Here is an 18,829-nt window from a genome sequence, read left to right on the forward strand (position 1 = left end):
CGCCGGTGGCAAGGGGCAGCGGCCAGACCTAGCTCCAGCGCTTATTGACCCAGCGTTCGAAGAGCCCGACGAGCGAATCGGTGACCTTGCCAAGCACGGCGAGAAGCACGATCGCGAGGAGGATCCGGTCGACGCGACCGTTGTTCTGCGAGTCAATGAGGAGGAAGCCGAGTCCCATCGACGACGCAATGAGTTCGGCCGCAACGAGGAACAACCACGCCTGCGCGAGCGCGAGGCGCAGCCCGGAGACCACGGACGGCAAAACAGCGGGCAGCTGCACGGTTGTGAACAGTCGGGCTCCGTTGTAGCCGAACGCCCGACCCGCCTCAACGAGCTGCCGATCGACGTGCCGCAGCGCCGCAGACACCGTCGTGTACACCGGGAAAAACGCGCCGATCGCGATGAGGGTGATCTTCGACTCTTCGCCGATCTTCAACCAGAGAATAAGCAGCGGGATCCAGGCAAGCGACGGCACCGCCCGAATAGCGCCGAGCGTCGGTGCCACCAGGATGTCGGCGAGGCGCGACAACCCCACGAAGGCACCGAAAAGCAGACCAAGCAGGGCGCCGATCGCGAAGCCGATGAGCACGCGTTGGGTCGAAATAGCGACGTATTGACCGAGCAGCCCGCGCTGCAGCAGGTCAACGCCAGCGAGCCAGACTGATGCGGGCGATGGCAGCTGTGACTCGCTCACCAGACCGAGCGTCGTCACCGCCTGCCACGTGGCCAGGATGATGAGCGGGAGAACCGCTCCACCGACGATCACAAACCAGGGGCGACGCGTCAGCGGACGGCGTCCGCGAGCCGAATCAGAACGACGAGCGGATGCTTCGGTGCGACGGGCAACCTCGGACCGCGCACGCACGCCAACCGGGTGCCCAGGAAGACCAGCAGCCGTTGCCGCGCGCACGTCGCTGCTCGTCGTCAGCTTGTCTGTGTCTGTCATGAGCTTTCCTGCCTGCGAAAAAGAAGAAAGAGGAGAAGAGCGGATGCCCCGCTCTTCTCCTCCGGACGGCTAACCGATGGCGTCGGGGTCGGCCTTCGTGATGAACGAGTCGTTAATGATGCTGTCGAGCGCCTCGTCGACTTTGTCCTGGCTCGTCACGTCACCGGTCTCAACAAAGATCGGGCCGACGATGGAGAGCACGTCGATCTGGGCGTCGCCGGGTACCGGGTCGACGTCGAGGTTCGAGCGCTCGGTGATCACGCGGGTGGCGACCGGCAGGTCGAGGCCGGCGACGCTCGCGAGGATCTGTGCGGCTTCCTCTTCGTTGTCAGCGGCCCAGGCGCGGGCGTGCTCGTATGCGTTCACGACGGCCTGCGCCAGGTCGGGCTTGTCCTTGAGGAATGACTCGGTGGCGTTGAGGAATCCGTAGGTGTTGAAGTCGACGTTGCGGTAGATGAGCTTGGCGCCCGCCTCTTCGGCGTTGGCCATGATCGGGTCAAGTCCGCTCCACGCGTCGACCGATCCGTTCTGCAGCGCAGCCCAGCCATCGGCGTGCTGGAGGTTCTCGATCGTGACGTCCTCGGGAGTGAGGCCGGCCTCCTCGAGGCTCTGCAGCAGGAAGAAGTACGGGTCAGTACCCTTGGTCGCGGCGATCTTCTTGCCCTTGAGCTCGGCGACATCGGTGATCGTCGAGTTCGGTCCGACAACGAGTGCCGACCACTCGGGTTGGGAGTAGAGGTCGATGACCTGGATGGGTGAGCCGTTCGACCGGGCCAGGAGGGCGGCGGAGCCGGCGGTCGAGCCCACATCGATGGCGTTGGCGCGCAATGCCTCGTTGGCCTTGTTCGAGCCCGCGGACTGCACCCAGTTGACGGTGACGTCCTGCTCGGCGAGGGCGTCTTCGAGCCAGCCTTTCTCCTTAATGATCAGCGACAACGGGTTGTACGTGGCGAAGTCGATGTTGAGGGTGCCGCCTTCGGTGACGATCGCGCCGCTGTCGTCTTTCGACGAGGTGGCGGCCGAGCCTTCACCGGCCACGCAGCCAGAAAGCAGGAGAGCCGCGGTGGCGGCGCCGGCGACGAGAGCCGCCAGGGAGAAACGTTTGCGAGCCATGAGAGGTCCTTTGGTCAGGAAGTGCTGTTCGGGTGCGAGCGGAGAAGTGCAGCGGTTAGTACGGGAAGGTCGGCATGGCCGTGGTTTTTTCGACGCCACGAGCCTCTCCGTGACGGTCGATGCCGAGGCCGGCGAGGAGCCGCCCGCGCAGTTCCGCGAGCTCGGCTGAGCCACGGTCGCGGGGGCGTCGGCCGGGAACGACGATCTCCTGGGCGATCGACGAGCCGTCGACGCCGTCCTTCCGGCCGAGGAGGATGATGCGGTCTGCGAGTTGGAGTGCCTCGTCGACGTCGTGGGTGACCAGGAGCACCGTGGTTGGCGCCGCCGCGTGCACATCGAGCAGGAGGTCCTGCATCTTGAGCCGGGTGAGGGCGTCGAGCGCACCGAACGGTTCGTCGAGCAGAAGCACACCCGGGTTGCGGGCGAGTGCGCGGGCCAGCGACGCGCGCTGCGCCATGCCACCCGAAATCTCGCGGGGACGGTGACCGGCGAACGCGCCGAGCCCAACCAGATCGATGAGTTCGGCCACCCGGGCAGCGCCATCGGCTTTCGGTGTGCCGCGGGGCAGCCCGAGGGCAACGTTGTCGGTGACGCTGCGCCACGGCAGCAGCCGAGGTTCCTGGAAACCGACCGCGGTACGGGCGTCGAACCGGGAAACCGGGGAGCCATCGATGAGAACGCTTCCGGCGGTGGCTGAGTCGAGGCCGCCGGCGATGCGCAGGAGGGTCGACTTTCCGCACCCGCTTGTGCCGAGAATGGCGAGTACTTCGCCCGCTCGAACCTCAAGCGAAATGTCACGCAACACGCGACGCTGGGCTCCGCGTTCGCCGGGGAAATCGCGACCGACGCCCGCAAGAGAAACGCCGAAAGCGGCATCCGTCCTCGAAGGAGAAGTTCCCGATGCCGACTGTGACGCGCCGCGCAAGGCCCCCGGGGGGCGAGCGGTGAGGCGAGAAGATGACATGAGGTGCTCCTCAGAGGGAGAGATCGGGTAGTTTCACGGTACTGAGATGCGCCGCTACCCATCAGCAACGCCGAAACACTCCGTAACACTGCGGGCAGGGAGAACACGCGAATGGTTGTCGTCGACAACGCCGTCTACCTCGGAGGCAACCGGGTGGCGACACCGCCGAGCCTCGATGCCACCTACGAACTGATGCAGGAAAAGGGCGGCATGGCGTGGATCGGCCTGTACCGCCCGGATGACGAGGAAGTGCACTCGGTCGCCGCGGAGTTCGGGCTGCACCCGCTCATGGTGGAGGATGCCCTGTCCGGGCACCAGCGACCGAAGATTGAGCGGTACGGCGACACCCTGTTTGCAGTATTCAAGGCCGCGCGATACGTCGACGCCGATGAACGGGTCGAGTTCGGTGAGGTGCACGTGGTCGTCGGGCGGGATTTCGCCATCACCATTCGGCATGCGGAGACGCCGAATATTGCGGGCATCCGCAAGCGCCTCGAGGGTGATGAAGAGCTCCTGGCCATGGGGCCCGAAGCGGTGCTGTACGCGGTGATTGACGAGATCGTCGACGGGTACGCTCCGGTGGTTGCCGGTCTCGAGAACGACATCGACGAGATCGAGGACGCTCTGTTTTCGGGTGGGCAGGAGTCGTCGCAGCGCATCTACGCCCTCAGCCGTGAGGTGATCGAGTTTCAGCGCGCCACCCAGCCGCTCGTCGGCATCTTCGAGTCCCTCGGCGACGGCGCGGATAAGTATGGGGTCCCGGTGGAACTCCGGCGGTACCTGCGGGATGTGCACGACCACGTGTTGCGAGTGGTTGAGCGCGCCGACGCTTTTCGGGCACTGCTGCAGAACGCGCTGAGCGTCAACACAGCCCTGGTCGGTCAACGGCAGAACGAGGCGAGCTTCGCGCAGAGTGAGCAGGTGAAACGCATCTCCAGCTGGGCGGCGATCTTCTTCGCTCCGTCTCTCGTCGGCTCGGTGTACGGCATGAATTTCCGGTACATGCCCGAGCTCGACTGGGTGTGGGGGTATCCATTCGCGCTTGCCCTCATGGTCGGAAGCGCGGGCGTGCTCTTCGGGATTTTCCGGAAGAACAAGTGGCTGTGACCGCCCCGGCGATCGTCTGGTTCCGCGAAGACCTGCGACTGGATGACAACCCGGCTCTCAGCGCGGCGGTCGAGTCGGGCCGTCCACTCATTGCGGTCTACCTCTACGACATCGAGTCACCCGACGTCCGGCCGCTCGGCGGCGCCGCACGGTGGTGGCTGCACCAAAGCCTCACCTCCTTGTCAGCATCACTCGCCGACGTCGGTGTCGACCTTGTTTTACGTCGGGGAGCAGCCGCCGACGAGATCCCCCGGCTCGTCCGTGAGGTCGGCGCCGATGCGATCTTCTGGAACCGGCGGTACGGCGCCGCCGAGCGCGCGGTAGACGCTGAACTCAAGGCTCGCCTGCGTGCGGATGGGCGTGCGGTGGCGAGTTTCGCGGCCGCGCTGCTCTTTGAACCATGGACCATCACAACCGGGTCGGGCACCCCGTACTCGGTGTTCACTCCATTCTGGCGGGCGTGCCTCGCGAGCCCGCCGCCTCGGGCTCCGCTCGACGAACCCGAGTCGCTGTCGGGGTGGACCGGCAGCGTGCCGAGCGACCAGCTGGACGATTGGGCGCTCGAGCCGACGCACCCCGACTGGGCGCGCGGGCTGCGGGAGGCGTGGCAGCCGGGTGAGGCATCCGCTCATGCGCTTCTCCACGAATTTCTCGGTGACAAACTGGCCGCGTACGACGACGAGCGTGATCTGCCCGCGCAGGCCGCGACGTCGGGACTCTCGCCGCACCTGCGCTGGGGCGAGATCAGTCCGCATTGGGTGTGGGCCGAGACTGACAGGGCGCGGCGTGGAGCCAGCGCCCGGGAAGCGGCTGGGGCGTCGCGGTTTCTCACCGAGCTGGGGTGGCGTGAGTTTTGTTACCACGTGCTGTTCGCGTCACCCGATCTCGCGACCAGGAACTGGCGACCCGCGTTCGACGCGTTTCCGTGGCCGCCCCTCAACGAGGAGGCGCTCGCTGCCTGGCAACACGGTCGAACCGGCATTCCTTTGGTGGACGCGGGGATGCGTGAGCTCTGGCGGACCGGAACGATGCACAACCGCATCCGCATGGTGGTTGCGTCGTTTCTCACCAAGAACCTGCTCATCGACTGGCGTGAGGGCGAGCAGTGGTTCTGGGACACCCTCGTCGACGCCGATTCGGCCGCCAATGCGTTCAACTGGCAGTGGGTGGCCGGCTCGGGAGCCGACGCCGCGCCGTACTTTCGCGTCTTCAACCCCGAGTTGCAGGCGAAGAAGTTCGACCCGCACGGGGAATACATCCGTCAGAACGTGCCGGAGTGGGGAACGGATGCCTATCCGCAACCGATCGTGGACCTCGCCGAGACCCGCAAAGCGGCGCTCGCAGCCTACGACGCCCTGAAACGCGCGCCGAATTGAACAGGTCCCCGGCGAGGCAGCTCATAACCCGTGGTCGGAAAGCCACGGGCTGAGGACCTCGAGGAACTCCCGCGGGCGCTCGACACTGGGCAGATGCGCCGTGTCGGGAAAAACGTGCCGCGTCGCGTTCGGAATCGACTGGGCCAGGTACTCGAACTGGATGAGCGCGGGCGTGATGTCGAACTCACCGACCGTGACGAGCGCCGGGATCTCCAGGTCCACGATCTGGTCATAGGCCGGTGGCTCGAGGTCGATTGACTCGCCGATCGCACTGTCGTGGTGCCGCAGATTGAGCCGGTTGAGTTCGAACGCGGTGCGCACGAAGTCGCCGTCGAGGTCCTGTTCATTACGGAGCGGACCAATCGACCAGAGCCGCACCTCCAGGTCAGCGATGCGCTGGTGATCTTTCGCCTCAAACGCCTCGTCGAGTTTCGTGCACAGATCGTCCTCGGCGTCGGTCAGTTCAACCTCAGGAAATCCGCTCGGGCCGGAGCCGATCGTGGCAATGCCCGCCACCCGATCGGGCGTCTCCACCGCGATGTCGAGCCCGATCCGCCCCCCGCGAGACGCACCGATGATCGTCGGACGCAACACCCCGAGGTGGTCAAGGATCGCGCGCGCGTCGTCCCGATCCGAGAACGCCTCTGGCCCGCTCGTCGTCTCGCCGAATCCCCGCGTGTCATACCGAATCACGTAGTGATTCGTGGCCAGCGCCGCCACAATGGGGTCCCACATCCGCAGCGTCGCGATGCCAGCGTGAATCAGCAGCAGCGGCTCATCGGCCGCGTGGCCATCTGTTTCGTAGTACAGCCGGGCTCCCGGCACATCCAGGTGAGGCATCCTCCGACACTACCCAGAGCACTCGCTGCTGGCTAGAGCGGTCGAAGCCCCTGCGGGCGTCGCTCGCATGCGGCAAGCGGATGCCATCGGTGCTGACACAATAGACGAATGTCAGGGGTGCTCACAGGGTTCGTGGTGATCGGAATCATCATCGCCGTCGGCTACCTCGTGGGACGTATCGATCTGCTCGGCAAGCACGGCCAGCAGGTCATGGCCCGGGCGATCTTCTTCGTCCTCTCGCCCTGCCTGCTCTTCACCGTGCTCGCTGAGGCCGAGGTCAGTCGCCTGTTCTCGCCGCTTCTCGTGGTATCGCTGCTCGCCGCCCTCTCGGCGTTCGGAGTGTTTCTGGTCGTCGCTGTCGTCATCTGGCGGCGCAAGCTGCCCGAGGCGACCATCGGCGCGCTGGCGTCGGGTTACGTCAACGCGAACAACATCGGTATCCCGGTGTCGGTCTATGTGCTCGGCGACGCCACGTATTCGGCGCCGGTGGTGCTGCTGCAGATGCTGATCTTCGCCCCCGTCGCGCTCACACTCCTCGACGTCGGTACCGGAGGTTCGGCGTCCGTTGGCCGCATCCTCACCCAGCCTTTCCGTAACCCCATCATCATCGGCTCGCTGCTGGGCCTTCTCGTCTCCGTCACCGGAATCACGGTGCCCGAGCCGCTCTTCGAACCGTTCAAGCTCATTGGTACCGCCGCCCTGCCCCTCATGCTCATCAACTTCGGCATGTCGCTCTCCGGCACCAAGATCCTCCAGCCCGGCTCAGGGCGGCGTGATGTCCTCCTCGCCACCTCGATTAAACTCGCGATCATGCCCGTCGCCGCCGGTCTCATCGGGGCGGCGTTCGGGATCACCGGGCACGAACTCTTCGCGATCGTCGTGCTGGCGGCTTTGCCGACAGCGCAGAATGTCTTCAACTACGCTCAGCGCTACTCGCGCGGCGTCATCCTGGCCCGCGACACCGTGCTTCTGACGACCGTGGGTTCGGTCGTCGTCCTGCTGATCGCCTCTCTGCTCCTCACCTAGGCGCGATTTCACCATGTGCCCTTGACGGGGGTCATGCCGAGGTCTACCGTGAAACCACCTAAACCGGTTAAGGCCCCGGTATCCGGGACGATCGGCACCTCAAGGCGGAGGCACGATGAGCGCTCGCAAGCCCACCATCTCTGACGTTGCCAGCGCGGCAGGTGTCAGTAAAGGGCTCGTGTCATTTGCCCTCAACGACAAGCCCGGGGTCGCAGTCGACACCCGTGACCGCATCCTGGCCGTCGCGAAAGATCTCGGCTGGCGTCCGAGCCTTTCCGCGCGTTCGCTGTCCACGCGCACATCCTTCGCCCTCGGCCTCGTCATCCGTCGTGCAGCCGAAGTAATCGGCGCGGACCCGTTCTTTCCGTCGTTCATTGCCGGCATCGAATCCGTCCTCTCCGAGGAGGGAAGGGCCCTCGTCCTCAGTGTGGTTCCCGACCAGGAAGCCGAACTCAGTACCTACCGAACGCTCGCGGCTGACAAGCGGGTCGACGGGGTCTTCCTCACCGATCTTCGCCAAGACGACAAACGGTTTGCCCTCATCGAAGAGCTGGACCTCCCGGCCGTCGCTCTCGGGCACCCGGCCTCGAGCGTTTGTTTCCCGTTCGTTGAACTCGACGACACCTCCGGCATTCAGGCCGCCGTCGAACACCTCGTCTCCCTCGGCCACACCCGAATCGGGCACGTCGCCGGGGATCCCGCCATGATCCACGGCGGTCGACGGCGAGAATCGTTCGCCGATGCCATGACCAACGCCGGCCTCGACTCGTCGCTCGTCATCGAGACCAATTTTTCGGTCTCACAAGGTGCGGATGCCACGCGTCGCCTTCTCGACGGCCCTCACCCGCCAACCGCGATCGTATTCGCCAATGACCCGATGGCCATCGCTGGCCTGGGGGTCGCCCACCAACGAGGACTCAGGGTGCCCGCAGACCTCTCGATCACCGGGTTCGACGGCACCGACATCTCGGCATACGTGTTTCCCGCCCTCACCACCATCACGAGCGACCCGGTCGAATGGGGCCGCGTCGCCGCTCGAACCCTGCTCGACCAGATCGCGACCGGAGCTGCGCCCACCGTGGCGCTCCCACCGGCCCAACTTCTGATCAGGGACTCCACCGCACCACCCCCACCTCCCGCGGCAGAAGTCGCACACAGATAAGGAGAAGAACCGTGCAACGACGCACTTTCACCACGGCGACCGCGACAGCCGCGGTTGCACTCCTCGCCCTGACCGCCTGTTCCGGCGGTGGAGCAAGCAGTTCCGACGCCCTTAAGGCGAAGGGCGACATCACCATTTGGTACTCCAATAACGAACAAGAAGTGGCCTGGGGTAAGGCCATGGTCGAGGCCTGGAACAAGGACCATCCCGATGAGCAGATCAAGGGACAGGAAATCCCGGCCGGAAAGTCGAGCGAAGAGGTCATCGGCGCGGCCATCACGGCTGGCACCGCCCCGTGCCTCGTCTTCAACACGGCGCCGTCGGCGGTCGGTCAGTTCCAGAAGCAGGGTGGACTCGTCGACCTCACGAAGTTCGACGACGGCAAGTCCTACATCGAGGAACGCAGCGGCGATGCCGCCGAGCAGTACCAATCGCCGGACGGCGGGTACTTCCAGATGCCCTGGAAGTCGAACCCCGTGATGATCTTCTACAACAAGGACATGTTTACGGCGGCTGGGCTCGACCCCGAGGCCCCCAAACTGTCCACCTATGACGACTTCCTCGCCACCTCTAAGACGCTCGTGGAATCGGGGGCCGCGCCGTTCGCCATCTACCCGACGCCGACAAGCGAGTTCTTCCAGTCACAGTTCGACTTCATGCCGCTCTACGCGGCCCAGACCGGGGGCACCGGACTCGTTGAAGACGGCAAAGCAACGTTCGACAGCGAAGACGGCCTCGACGTCGCCACGCTCTGGAAGACGCTCTACGATGAAGGCCTCGCCGGCAAGGAACAACTGCAGGGTGATTCGTTCGCTACCGACAAAGCAGCTATGGCCATCGTGGGCCCGTGGGCCATCGCGGTGTACGGCGAGGACAAGAACTGGGGAGCCGTTCCCGTTCCGACGAAGGACGGCATCGCCGCCGATGAAACGTACACCTTCAGCGACGCGAAGAACGTGGGGCTCTACTCGGCCTGCAAAAACCAGGCCACCGCGTGGGAGGTACTGAAGTTCGCCACGAGCGAGGAGCAAGACGGCCAGCTCCTCGAGTTGACCGGCCAGATGCCGATCCGGCAGGACCTCCCCGAGGTCTACGCTGACTACTTCGAAGCGAACCCGGCATACACGCTGTTTGGTGACCAGGCCAGTCGCACCATCGAAGTTCCGGCCGGACCCAACACGGTCGAGATGCTGCAGGACTTCCGCGATGCGTACACCAAAGCCGTGATCTCCGGAGAGGGTGACCTTGCGGATGCACTCAAGGGTGCAGCCGACAAAGTCACCAAACTCGCGGGTCAGGACTAACCACCATGTCGAGTGAAACGCTCGGTCGTCCCGCGGGGGTACGCAACCCCCGCGGGACGACACCACCCCGCCCAGGCAAGCGCCCCGGAATTCAGCGACTCTTCGGAAAGCACCCGCTCGGTGTCCTGTTCAGCGCTCCGTACCTGATCTTCGTCGGTGTCGTCTTCGCCTACCCGCTGGTCTTCGCGGTTTACATGTCGCTCCACGACTACTTCTTCGCGGCGCCCGGCGCCGTCGTAGATCGACCCTTCACGGGTATCGATAACTACGTCACCGCTTTGACCGACCCGCGGGTATTGCGCAGCTTCCTCAACGTCGGGATCTTCCTGATCATCAACGTGCCGCTCACCGTCGTGTTGTCGCTCGTCCTGGCCACGGCGCTTAACCGGGTGGTCCACTTCCGCAGCTTCCTCCGGGTGGCGTTTTATGTGCCGTACGTCACGGCGAGCGTCGCGGTCGTCGGGGTGTGGCTGTTTCTCTTCAACGGGGGCGGTTTAGTCTCGACGCTTCTCGGACCGCTGGCGCCCGACCCGGCGTGGTTGATCAACCCGGCGTGGGCCATGCCCACCATCGCACTGTTCGTGACGTGGAAGCAGCTCGGGTTTTACATCCTGCTCTACCTGGCGGCGCTGCAGAACGTGCCGAACGAACTGTACGAGTCGGCATCGACCGATGGTGCCGGAGCTGTGCGCTCGTTTTTCTCGGTCACGGTCCCCGGAGTTCGGCCGGCCACCGTGCTCGTCTTGCTGATATCGACGATCACGGGCGCGAACCTGTTCACGGAACCGTACCTGCTGACCGGTGGCGGCGGCCCCAATGGGGCATCGGCCTCGCCCGTTCTCATCATGTACCAGCAGGGTATCCAACAGGGGAAGCCCGGGTACGCAGCCGCGATCGGCGTTGTCCTGGTGATTCTTGTGCTGGTTATTGCGCTGTTGCAGAACCGATTCGTCGGCGGAAGGGAGGAGAAATAATGGCCGCTACGCAACGCCTCCCGGGCCAGATCAGCCGCGGACAGGCCATTCTTCGCGGAACGGTGTTGGGCATCGGAGCACTCGTGTTTCTGTTCCCGTTCTACTACATGGTGATCGGGTCGCTGCAGACCTCTCCAGATACCTCTCTGGCCGGCTTGTTTCCCAACCCGGCGAACATCACGGGCGAAAACTACGTGAACATCAACGAGCGCATCAACTTGTTCACGGGCCTGGTGAACTCCGGTATCTTCACGGCCGGAGTGCTCATCGGCACCACGGTCTTCGGCCTTTTGGTCGGTTACGCGCTCGCCGTGCTGGAGTGGCGAGGGCGAGGCGCGACCTTTGCACTCGCACTTCTTGTGCAGGTGGTGCCGTTCCAGCTCCTCATGATCCCGCTGTATGTCATGATCGCCAGGGATTACGGGCTCGGTGATACCCACCTCGGGATGATCCTGCCGTTCGCCATCAACTCAACCGCGGTGATCATCTTCCGCCAGTACTTCCTGCAGGTACCCAAGGAAATGTTCGACGCCGCCCGAATCGATGGCGCCGGTGAGCTCGGGTTGCTGTGGCGGGTGGCGATCCCGCTCGTCCGCCCGGCACTGGTCACCGTGGTTCTTCTCGCGTTCATCGGGCCCTGGAACGAGTTCCTCTGGCCTTTCCTCATTACTAAGGACGCGAGCCTGCAGCCGCTCGCCGTGTCGCTGGCCAACTTCATCTCCAACGTGGCCTCGTCGACGGCAAACCCCTTCGGGGCAATCCTCGCGGGCGCATGCGTGCTCGCAGCTCCGGTTGTCGTTCTCTTCCTGTTCTTCCAGCAGTACTTCATCTCAACGGACATCGGGTCCGGAGTGAAAGGATGACCATGTCAGCGCAGTCTCGTCCATTTCCGTACACGTTGGCCCGCGTGGGAGTGGTGATGACCCCGGAACCCGGGAACGAGCTCGAAGCCGAAGGGGTGCTCAACCCGGGCTCAGGTCGAGGACCCGACGGCGAGCTGTATCTGCTGCCGCGGCTCGTCGAGAAGGGGAACGTCTCGCGCGTCGGGCTCGCCCGGGTTGTGGTGGAGGACGGTGTTCCCATCTCGGTTGAGCGTGAGGGCGTCGTGTTGGCGCCCGACCGGGGCTGGGAACGCGGCGTCGGCAATGCCGGGGTCGAGGACCCACGCATCACCTGGATCGCGGAACTTGGCCTGCACGTCATGACCTACGTCGCGTACGGGCCGCTCGGACCGCGCACGGCTCTGGCCACGTCTGTGGACCTGCGGGACTGGACCCGATTGGGACCGGTGCACTTCGAGTACGACGACGCGCTCGACATGGACCTCAACCTGTTCCACAACAAGGACACGGTGTTCTTCCCCGAAGCGGTTTCCGGGCCAGACGGTGTGCCGAGCTTTGCCGTGTTGCACCGGCCGATGTGGGATCTCGATGAAGTGAAAATGGGGCAGGGAATTCGCGTGCCGGCGGGCATTGAGGACGAGCGGCAATCCATCTGGATCAGCTTCGTGCACGTAGACGACGTCGCGCGTGACATCCGTTCCCTGACGCATTGGAGAGGGCATCGACTGCTTGCCACGCCACAGTTCGCCTTCGAGGCGCTCAAGATTGGCGGTGGGCCGCCGCCGCTCCGTGTGCCGGAGGGGTGGCTGCTGCTGCACCACGGCGTGACCGGGAAGCTGGCACGCGCCTTCGATCAGCAGCAAAACGTCAACTATGCAGCGGGCGGCATGATTCTCGATGCGAACGAACCGTGGACGGTCCTCGCTCGAACCGAGGAACCGCTGCTTGCCGCCGAGACCGAGGATGAGCGCTCGGGCATCGTGCCGAACGTTGTCTTTCCGACAGCGATCGAGAATATCGACGGCGTGCATTTCGTGTTCTACGGGATGGCTGACTCAAAGATCGGCGTCGCGCGGCTGGAGAGCGTAAGCTGACCCCCATCCGACCGAGGTGAGAGCCTCAACTGACAACGGCGTGGGGAGTTCGGATCATGGCGAGTTCTGTGGCGAAGCGGGTTCTGTCCGTCGTCGCGAGCGCCGTTTTTGTGGCTGCCGGGCTTGGCATGTCCGCACCAGCCGTCGCCGAAACTGCGCCGCTGAGTAACCTCGATCAACTCAACTTCCTGCTGGACGACGTGGCACCAACGGCGACGCCGGAACACGACACCTGGCGCCTGGCGGAAGAACCGCAACTTGTGATGCCGTGGACCTACGCGGATGCGCGCGATGGCGGGACGTTTGAGCGGATCGGTGGCGGAACGCTCGACCCGGCTACCGGGTACTGGGGCCAGGGTGCGTTCAACGCGGACGATGTGGCGCGCACGGCGGTGGTGTACCTGCGGCACTGGACGCAATTCGGAGATAAGGCTTCGAGGCAGCAGGCGTACGATTTGCTGCGGTCAACCGCGTACCTGCAAACGCTGACCGGCCCGAACGCCGGCAATGTGGTGCTGTGGATGCAGGCGGACGGCACGCTCACCCCCAGCGCAGACCCGGTCGAGCTGCCCGACCCCTCGGATTCGGGCGAGAGTTACTGGCTGGCGCGCTCGCTCTGGGCATTCGGCGAGGGCTATGCCGCGTTCCGTGACGTTGATCCCGAGTTCGCCGGTTTCCTTCAGGACCGGTTGCGGTTGGGCGTTGCCGCCCTCGATCGGCAGACTTTGACTCGATACGGCCAGTACCTGACGGTCGATGGCGTGCAGCTTCCGGCGTGGCTCATCACCAACGGCGCGGACGCCAGTGCCGAAGCGGTGCTCGGGCTGTCGGCGTACCTCGAGGCGGCTCCGTCCGACACCGGTGTGCGTGCGGCGACGACGAAACTGGCTGAAGGTATCGCCGCGATGGCATCGGGTGACGCCCGAAACTGGCCGTATGGCGCCGTGTTGCCGTGGGCTGAATCGCGATCGGTCTGGCACGCGTGGGGCTCGCAGATGCCTGCTGCGCTCGCGGAAGCATCCGTTGTTCTGGGGAATCCGGCGTTGTTGGAGCCGGCGCTCAAGGACTCGGCGGTGTTCGATCCGATTCTATTAACGGCGGGAGGCCCGGATAACGGCTGGAACCCGGCACCGGTCGACCGAACCCAGATCGCTTACGGCGTCGACTCGCGACTGCAGTCGCTTATTGCCGTTGCTGCAGCCGGGAACACGCCCGGGCTGTTGGGGCTGGCCTCCCTCGTCGGCAGTTGGTACTTCGGCACAAATGCGTCGAGCGTGCCGGTCTATGACCCGGCCACCGGAGTGACCTTCGACGGTGTGGCTGCCGACGGCACCGTGAACCGGAACAGTGGGGCTGAGTCGACGATTCACGGACAGTTGTCGATGCTCGCGCTGGACGCGAACCCGGAGCTGCGCGCTCGGACGCTGGGACTGACCACCGTGGTGTCGCGGGATGGCGCGAGGGTAGTTGAGGCGGAGACGGCTACCTCAACGAGCGGAAAGGTGGTTACGCTTCCGGACTCGGAACGCTGGACCGGTGAGTCGCAGTATTCGGGCACCGGATACCTGCAACTCGCCAAGGGCCGCTCGGCAACGTTCGCCCTGCCACCCGCGACGTCGCAACGACTCGTCTCACCCATAATCTTCTCGGCGCAGAGCGGGAAGGCGAGCTCGCTGTGGCGCAGTGGATACGTGCCGCTCGGCGTGCTCACGCACAGTGTGGGGACGCAGGGAGTGACCGCGGTTCCCGGTGCGCTGCTGCCGCAGACGCTGCCGATTGCTGTGCCGACGAAAGGCACGAGCGTCGCGGTGACCGCGATCTCCGGTCCGGTGAAGGTGGACGCGTTGCTCGTTCGGCCGCTCTTCTCACGCCTCACCTACGGTGGCCCGGCCATGAGCACTGAACTCGTTCACTCGGCCAGCGCCGTGTCCCAGCGAGTCGCGGTGAACGCGGCGGGCGGAGCCGGAACGCTGACGAGCTATGACTCGCGTGGCGTTGTGGTCGCGGAACACACCATCAGCGGGGCCGCTCAGATCACGCTGAAGCCGGGCGGCTTCGCCCTCGTCATCAAGGGCTAACTGTACACACCGGACGATCGATGGAGTAACTCACGTGGCCTGGCCGTGCACAGGTCTGGCGTTTGCCGGGGGTTCTCCAACCTCCTCAATGGTGTGGCCGGTGCACGGCGTCGTTGTTACGCTGGCTCGTTCGATCCGCGACACCGTGAACCATCGCATTGCGGTGCGCAGTCTGCACCACCCAACGAGATACCAGGTGCCGTTTGTCGAGGCGAACAGAACGGGTTCGACATCGCGGGTGGTCGTGGCCCCGTCTGGCGTTGTATAGCGGATGCGGACTACTCGTTGCTCGACCATCGCCGCCTCTAGTGCCGATCTGATGGTGCGCGAAGAGGGGGGAGCCGCGTTGACCCAGACTCGGCCGGCCAGCTCGGCGGCTCGTGCTCGAGTTCTGGGATCGAGCACGTCCAGTATCTTTTGGACGCCGGCTGCTGCTAGATCGGCGTATGGCGCATCGGGTGCAGCCGACACGGCCGCCATGAGTGCAACGGCCTGCGCGGGGGACAGGCTGACCGGCGGGAATGATGCGCCGATCGCTAACCCGTAGCCACCGCCCGGTCCCGGGCGCGACCATACGGGCGCACCGCTGTTCTCGAGCGCAGCGAGGTCTCTCTTGACCGTGCGGACGGATACGCCGAACTCCTTCGCCAGACGGTCGGCGGAACAACCCCGTGATCCGTTACGACGCAACATCTCGGACAGGGCGTGGAGTCTCTCAGTTCGTTTCACTGCTCTCGTTTCACTGCTCAGCCTGATGTGAATTCATGACAGAAATAGTGACATACACCTGCCCGGAAGGCACCCCAATGTAGAGATATGACAACTACGACAACTCATCCGGCCATCATCCTTATCGCCGGCCACTGGCTGGGCGCATGGGCATGGGATGACGTCCTCGAGCACCTCGAAACCGACCACTCGCGTGCGCTGGCGATGACGCTGCCCGGCCTCGATGGGGATGATCCTGAGCGTGCGGCGAGAACTCTCGACGATCAAGTCGGAGCGATCTTGGACGTTTTCGCCCACCTCTCGGTCTCCGAAGATCAGCCGGCGATCATCGTCGCTCACAGCGGTGCGAACTTCCCCGTCAGCATTGTCCTTGACCGGCACCCTGAGCTCGTTCATCGGGTGGTGTGGGTCGACTCCGGCCCCGTTGCGACGGGAAGCGTCTTCGCCCCAGACCTCCCGGAGGAAGTGAAGGAGGTTCCCTTGCCGCCCCTGGACGTCCTCGCGCAGCGGGCGAGCTTGGACGGCCTAAGCGCAGAGGTCCTCGAACGTTTCCAAACCCGGGCCGTTCCTGAGCCCGGCCCCGTGCTTCGTCAGCGTATTGAGCTTACGAACGACGCCCGGCATGAGGTCCGGACAACCCTGGTGTGCTGCTCGATTCCGAGCGCACAGATGCTGGAGCTTGCCCGCGCGGGACACGCTATGTTCGCCGAAGTCGTGAAGATCGAGCACCTCGATGTCATTGATCTCCCGACGGGCCATTGGCCGATGTGGAGCCGTCCCCGCGACCTCGCCACGGCCATTCAGTCAGCGGCGACGCTGCCCCGCTGAACTGCACTCACCAACAAGCGAGGCCGGTCGCACGTGGGTGCGACCGGCCTCTTTCATGACGACTACTCGGCGTCAAGGTCCGTTTCGAGCAGGGCAACCAGCTCGGCGAGCGCCTCGTCGGCTCCGTCGCCGTCGGCGGCGAGCGTCACTGTCTCGCCATTCGATGCGCCGAGGCTCATGATCGAGAGGATGCTGGCGGCGTTCAGCGGACCGCTGTCGCCCTTCGCGATGGTGACCTTGACGGGCTGGCGCTTCACAGCGTCGATGAAGAGTGACGCGGGTCGGGCGTGAAGGCCAACGCGGCTGGCGATGACGGCGGTGCGTTCTGACATGAGATTCCTTACTGAGTCGTGGGGACGGTGGAGAAAACGAGTTAGACCGTCGCGGGGACGCCTGTTTCTATGGGGGTGGCATCCGTCACTGATGTGTCATCAGCAACCGGGCGACGCCGAACGAAGCGCTTCAGCAGCACCACGATGGCGGCCGAGATGATCGTGCCGACGACGATCGCCAGGATGAACATGAGCACGTTACCGATGGCGAAGAACACGAAGATGCCGCCGTGGGGAGCTTGCGAGGTGACACCTGTGCCCATCACGATCGCACCGGTGACTGCGCTTCCGACGATGCCCGCTGGAATGACCCGGAGCGGGTCAGCCGCCGCGAACGGGATGGCGCCTTCGGAGATGAATGCCGCGCCGAGCAGCCAGGCTGCCTTCCCGTTCTCGCGCTCTGCAGCGCTGAACAGTTTGCGGTCGACGAGGGTGGCGAGGGCGAGGGCCAGCGGCGGAACCATTCCGGCCGCCATCACCGCGGCCATGATCGCCCACGGGGCCTGGTTGTCGAAGGACCCGGCGCTGAGCCCGGCCACGGCGAAGGCGTACGCCACCTTGTTGACCGGTCCGCCCAGGTCGATGGCCATCATCGTGCCGAGGATGAGTCCAAGAAGTACAGCGGATGCTCCGGTAAGCGACGACAGCCAGGTGCTGAGTCCCGTCATCAGGGCGGCGATCGGTCCGCCGAGCAGCACGATCATGAGTCCGGAGGCGAAGATCGATCCGACGAGTGGGATGATCACGACGGGCATCAGGCCACGCAACCAGCGTGGAACGGTCAGGCGACCGATCGCCCAGGCGATGAATCCGGCGAGCAGACCACCGACAAGTCCACCGAGGAACCCAGCATTCATAACAAGAGCCACGGCGCCGGCAGTGAAACCGACGGCGATACCGGGCCGGTCAGCGATGGCGTAGGCGATGTAGCCGGCCAGCGCGGGTACAAGGAAACCCATCGACGCGCTACCGATGATGTACGCGACGGCGCCGAGGTATTGGCCCAGGCCGCCGTCGGGCAGGTTGGCCAGGCTGTTGCCGAGGACGATGTCCTTGGCGTTGTCGGTGATCTGGTAACCGGCAAGCAGGAAGCCGAGCGCGATCAGTAGACCGCCTCCCGCAACGAACGGGATCATGTAGCTCACACCGGTGAGCAGGTAGCGCTTGAGCTTCTGGCCGATGTGCTCGGATCGGGCGTCGTCGGAGGAGGCGGCGGATTCCGCACTACTTCCCGAGACGCGGCGAGCGTTCGGGTCGGTGGGAGCCGCGAGGGCCTCGGCAATCATTTTGTCGGGCTCGTCGATTCCGCGTTTCACCGGAGACTGCACGAGCGGCATGCCAGCGAAACGGCCCTTGTCGCGAACGTCGACGTCGACCGCGAAGATCACGGCAGACGCCCGCGCGATGATTGCCGGGTCGAGCGGGGTGACGCTCGATGATCCCTGTGTCTCTACATGCAGCTCAACCCCGGCGCGCTTCGCTGCGGCGACCAGCGAGTCGGCCGCCATGTAGGTGTGTGCGATGCCGGTCGGGCACGCGGTGATCGCAACGAGCACGGGTGCCGGTTCGCTTGATGAAGCGGATGCTCCGGCGCCAGCCGCCGAAGCGGCCGCCGGTTCTGCAGGCTTCGTCGGCGCCAGTGCCTCGTCGACGAGGTCAACGACGGCCTGCGGGGTCGGCGCGCTGCGCAGCGCGTCAGTGAAGTCCTCACGGATGAGCGAACGCGCCAGCGTGGACAGCAGCGTGAGGTGAGCCTGGTCTGCTCCCGCCGGCGCAGCGATGAAGAAGATGAGGTCGGCCGGGCCGTCGTCAGAGCCGAAGTCGACGCCCGGGTTCGGGCGAGCCATGACGAGGGTCGGCACGGTGACCGCTTCGGAGCGGCAGTGCGGGATGGCCAGGCCGCCCGGGATCCCGGTGTCGGTCTTCGACTCGCGGTCCCACGCGTCGGCGAACAGGGCGTCGACGCTCGTGGCGCGGCCGTTCTCGACGACGAGGGTCGCAAGAGTGCGGATGACCGCTGCGCGGTCGGTTCCGAGATTCTGGTCGAGGAGGACCAGCTCGGGGGTGATGAGGGAAGACATGAACGAAACTCCTTCGTTGTCGTGCGTGGGGGA

The 18,829-nt window shown here is 65.0% G+C and carries 17 protein-coding genes; 10 read left to right on the plus strand and 7 right to left on the minus strand.

Annotated elements, in window-relative coordinates:
* Positions 1 to 28: 28 nt before the first annotated feature.
* From L1277_RS07335 to L1277_RS07345, 3 genes are all read right to left on the minus strand, one after another.
* On the minus strand, positions 29 to 946 hold the full coding sequence (locus L1277_RS07335; protein ID WP_253375699.1) for an ABC transporter permease: 918 nt from the start codon (positions 944 to 946) through the stop codon (positions 29 to 31).
* Positions 947 to 1,015: 69 nt separating this feature from the next.
* Entirely contained in the window at positions 1,016 to 2,059 is a 1,044-nt protein-coding gene (locus L1277_RS07340; protein ID WP_253375700.1) for an aliphatic sulfonate ABC transporter substrate-binding protein, read from the minus strand.
* A 55-nt stretch (positions 2,060 to 2,114) separates the two neighbouring features.
* Positions 2,115 to 3,023, minus strand: a complete 909-nt coding sequence (locus L1277_RS07345; protein ID WP_253375701.1) for an ABC transporter ATP-binding protein — start codon at positions 3,021 to 3,023, stop codon at positions 2,115 to 2,117.
* A 111-nt stretch (positions 3,024 to 3,134) separates the two neighbouring features.
* Here L1277_RS07345 and L1277_RS07350 point away from each other — a divergent pair, with 111 nt between their 5' ends.
* Entirely contained in the window at positions 3,135 to 4,130 is a 996-nt protein-coding gene (locus tag L1277_RS07350; protein ID WP_253375702.1) for a magnesium and cobalt transport protein CorA, read from the plus strand.
* Positions 4,127 to 5,506 carry a deoxyribodipyrimidine photo-lyase gene (locus L1277_RS07355; RefSeq protein ID WP_253375926.1) on the plus strand — a complete coding sequence of 460 codons (1,380 nt, stop codon included), beginning with the start codon at positions 4,127 to 4,129 and terminating at the stop codon, positions 5,504 to 5,506. The genes L1277_RS07350 and L1277_RS07355 overlap by 4 nt, the downstream gene beginning before the upstream one ends.
* A 21-nt stretch (positions 5,507 to 5,527) precedes the next feature.
* On the opposite strand, the gene L1277_RS07360 is transcribed toward L1277_RS07355, so the two are convergent.
* Positions 5,528 to 6,346, minus strand: coding sequence for an alpha/beta fold hydrolase (locus L1277_RS07360; RefSeq protein WP_253375703.1), 819 nt, complete (start codon positions 6,344 to 6,346; stop codon positions 5,528 to 5,530).
* A gap of 108 nt (positions 6,347 to 6,454) precedes the next feature.
* Between L1277_RS07360 and L1277_RS07365 the strand changes: the two genes are divergently transcribed.
* The 7 genes from L1277_RS07365 (at position 6,455) to L1277_RS07395 (ending at position 14,826) form a co-directional block, all read left to right on the plus strand.
* Positions 6,455 to 7,372, plus strand: coding sequence for an AEC family transporter (locus tag L1277_RS07365; RefSeq protein WP_253375704.1), 918 nt, complete (start codon positions 6,455 to 6,457; stop codon positions 7,370 to 7,372).
* Positions 7,373 to 7,487: 115 nt separating this feature from the next.
* Positions 7,488 to 8,534 carry a LacI family DNA-binding transcriptional regulator gene (locus L1277_RS07370; protein ID WP_253375705.1) on the plus strand — a complete coding sequence of 349 codons (1,047 nt, stop codon included), beginning with the start codon at positions 7,488 to 7,490 and terminating at the stop codon, positions 8,532 to 8,534.
* An 11-nt stretch (positions 8,535 to 8,545) separates the two neighbouring features.
* Complete coding sequence (locus L1277_RS07375) at positions 8,546 to 9,838, plus strand: extracellular solute-binding protein (RefSeq protein ID WP_253375706.1); 1,293 nt, start codon at positions 8,546 to 8,548, stop codon at positions 9,836 to 9,838.
* 5 nt (positions 9,839 to 9,843) lie between these two features.
* Entirely contained in the window at positions 9,844 to 10,812 is a 969-nt protein-coding gene (locus L1277_RS07380) for a carbohydrate ABC transporter permease (RefSeq protein WP_253375707.1), read from the plus strand.
* Positions 10,812 to 11,675 carry a carbohydrate ABC transporter permease gene (locus tag L1277_RS07385; protein ID WP_253375708.1) on the plus strand — a complete coding sequence of 288 codons (864 nt, stop codon included), beginning with the start codon at positions 10,812 to 10,814 and terminating at the stop codon, positions 11,673 to 11,675. The genes L1277_RS07380 and L1277_RS07385 overlap by 1 nt, the downstream gene beginning before the upstream one ends.
* Positions 11,676 to 11,677: 2 nt before the next feature.
* Positions 11,678 to 12,748, plus strand: coding sequence for a glycosidase (locus L1277_RS07390; protein ID WP_253375709.1), 1,071 nt, complete (start codon positions 11,678 to 11,680; stop codon positions 12,746 to 12,748).
* A gap of 56 nt (positions 12,749 to 12,804) precedes the next feature.
* Complete coding sequence (locus tag L1277_RS07395; protein WP_253375710.1) at positions 12,805 to 14,826, plus strand: hypothetical protein; 2,022 nt, start codon at positions 12,805 to 12,807, stop codon at positions 14,824 to 14,826.
* A gap of 30 nt (positions 14,827 to 14,856) precedes the next feature.
* Here the strand turns inward: L1277_RS07395 and L1277_RS07400 are convergent, their stop codons facing one another.
* Positions 14,857 to 15,555, minus strand: coding sequence for a YafY family protein (locus L1277_RS07400; protein WP_253375711.1), 699 nt, complete (start codon positions 15,553 to 15,555; stop codon positions 14,857 to 14,859).
* Between the two features lie 87 nt (positions 15,556 to 15,642).
* On the opposite strand from L1277_RS07400, the gene L1277_RS07405 reads away from it, so the two are divergent.
* The gene (locus L1277_RS07405) at positions 15,643 to 16,383 is read left to right on the plus strand and encodes an alpha/beta fold hydrolase (protein WP_253375712.1); all 741 of its coding nucleotides are present in this window, start codon (positions 15,643 to 15,645) and stop codon (positions 16,381 to 16,383) included.
* A gap of 62 nt (positions 16,384 to 16,445) precedes the next feature.
* Here the strand turns inward: L1277_RS07405 and L1277_RS07410 are convergent, their stop codons facing one another.
* Together L1277_RS07410 and L1277_RS07415 are read right to left on the minus strand one after the other, a co-directional pair.
* Positions 16,446 to 16,715 carry an HPr family phosphocarrier protein gene (locus tag L1277_RS07410; RefSeq protein WP_253375713.1) on the minus strand — a complete coding sequence of 90 codons (270 nt, stop codon included), beginning with the start codon at positions 16,713 to 16,715 and terminating at the stop codon, positions 16,446 to 16,448.
* 41 nt (positions 16,716 to 16,756) lie between these two features.
* Entirely contained in the window at positions 16,757 to 18,796 is a 2,040-nt protein-coding gene (locus tag L1277_RS07415; protein ID WP_253375714.1) for a fructose-specific PTS transporter subunit EIIC, read from the minus strand.
* Positions 18,797 to 18,829 lie beyond the last annotated feature (33 nt).

This window comes from Okibacterium sp. HSC-33S16, from assembly GCF_024171565.1.
GTDB lineage: Bacteria > Actinomycetota > Actinomycetes > Actinomycetales > Microbacteriaceae > Mycetocola_A.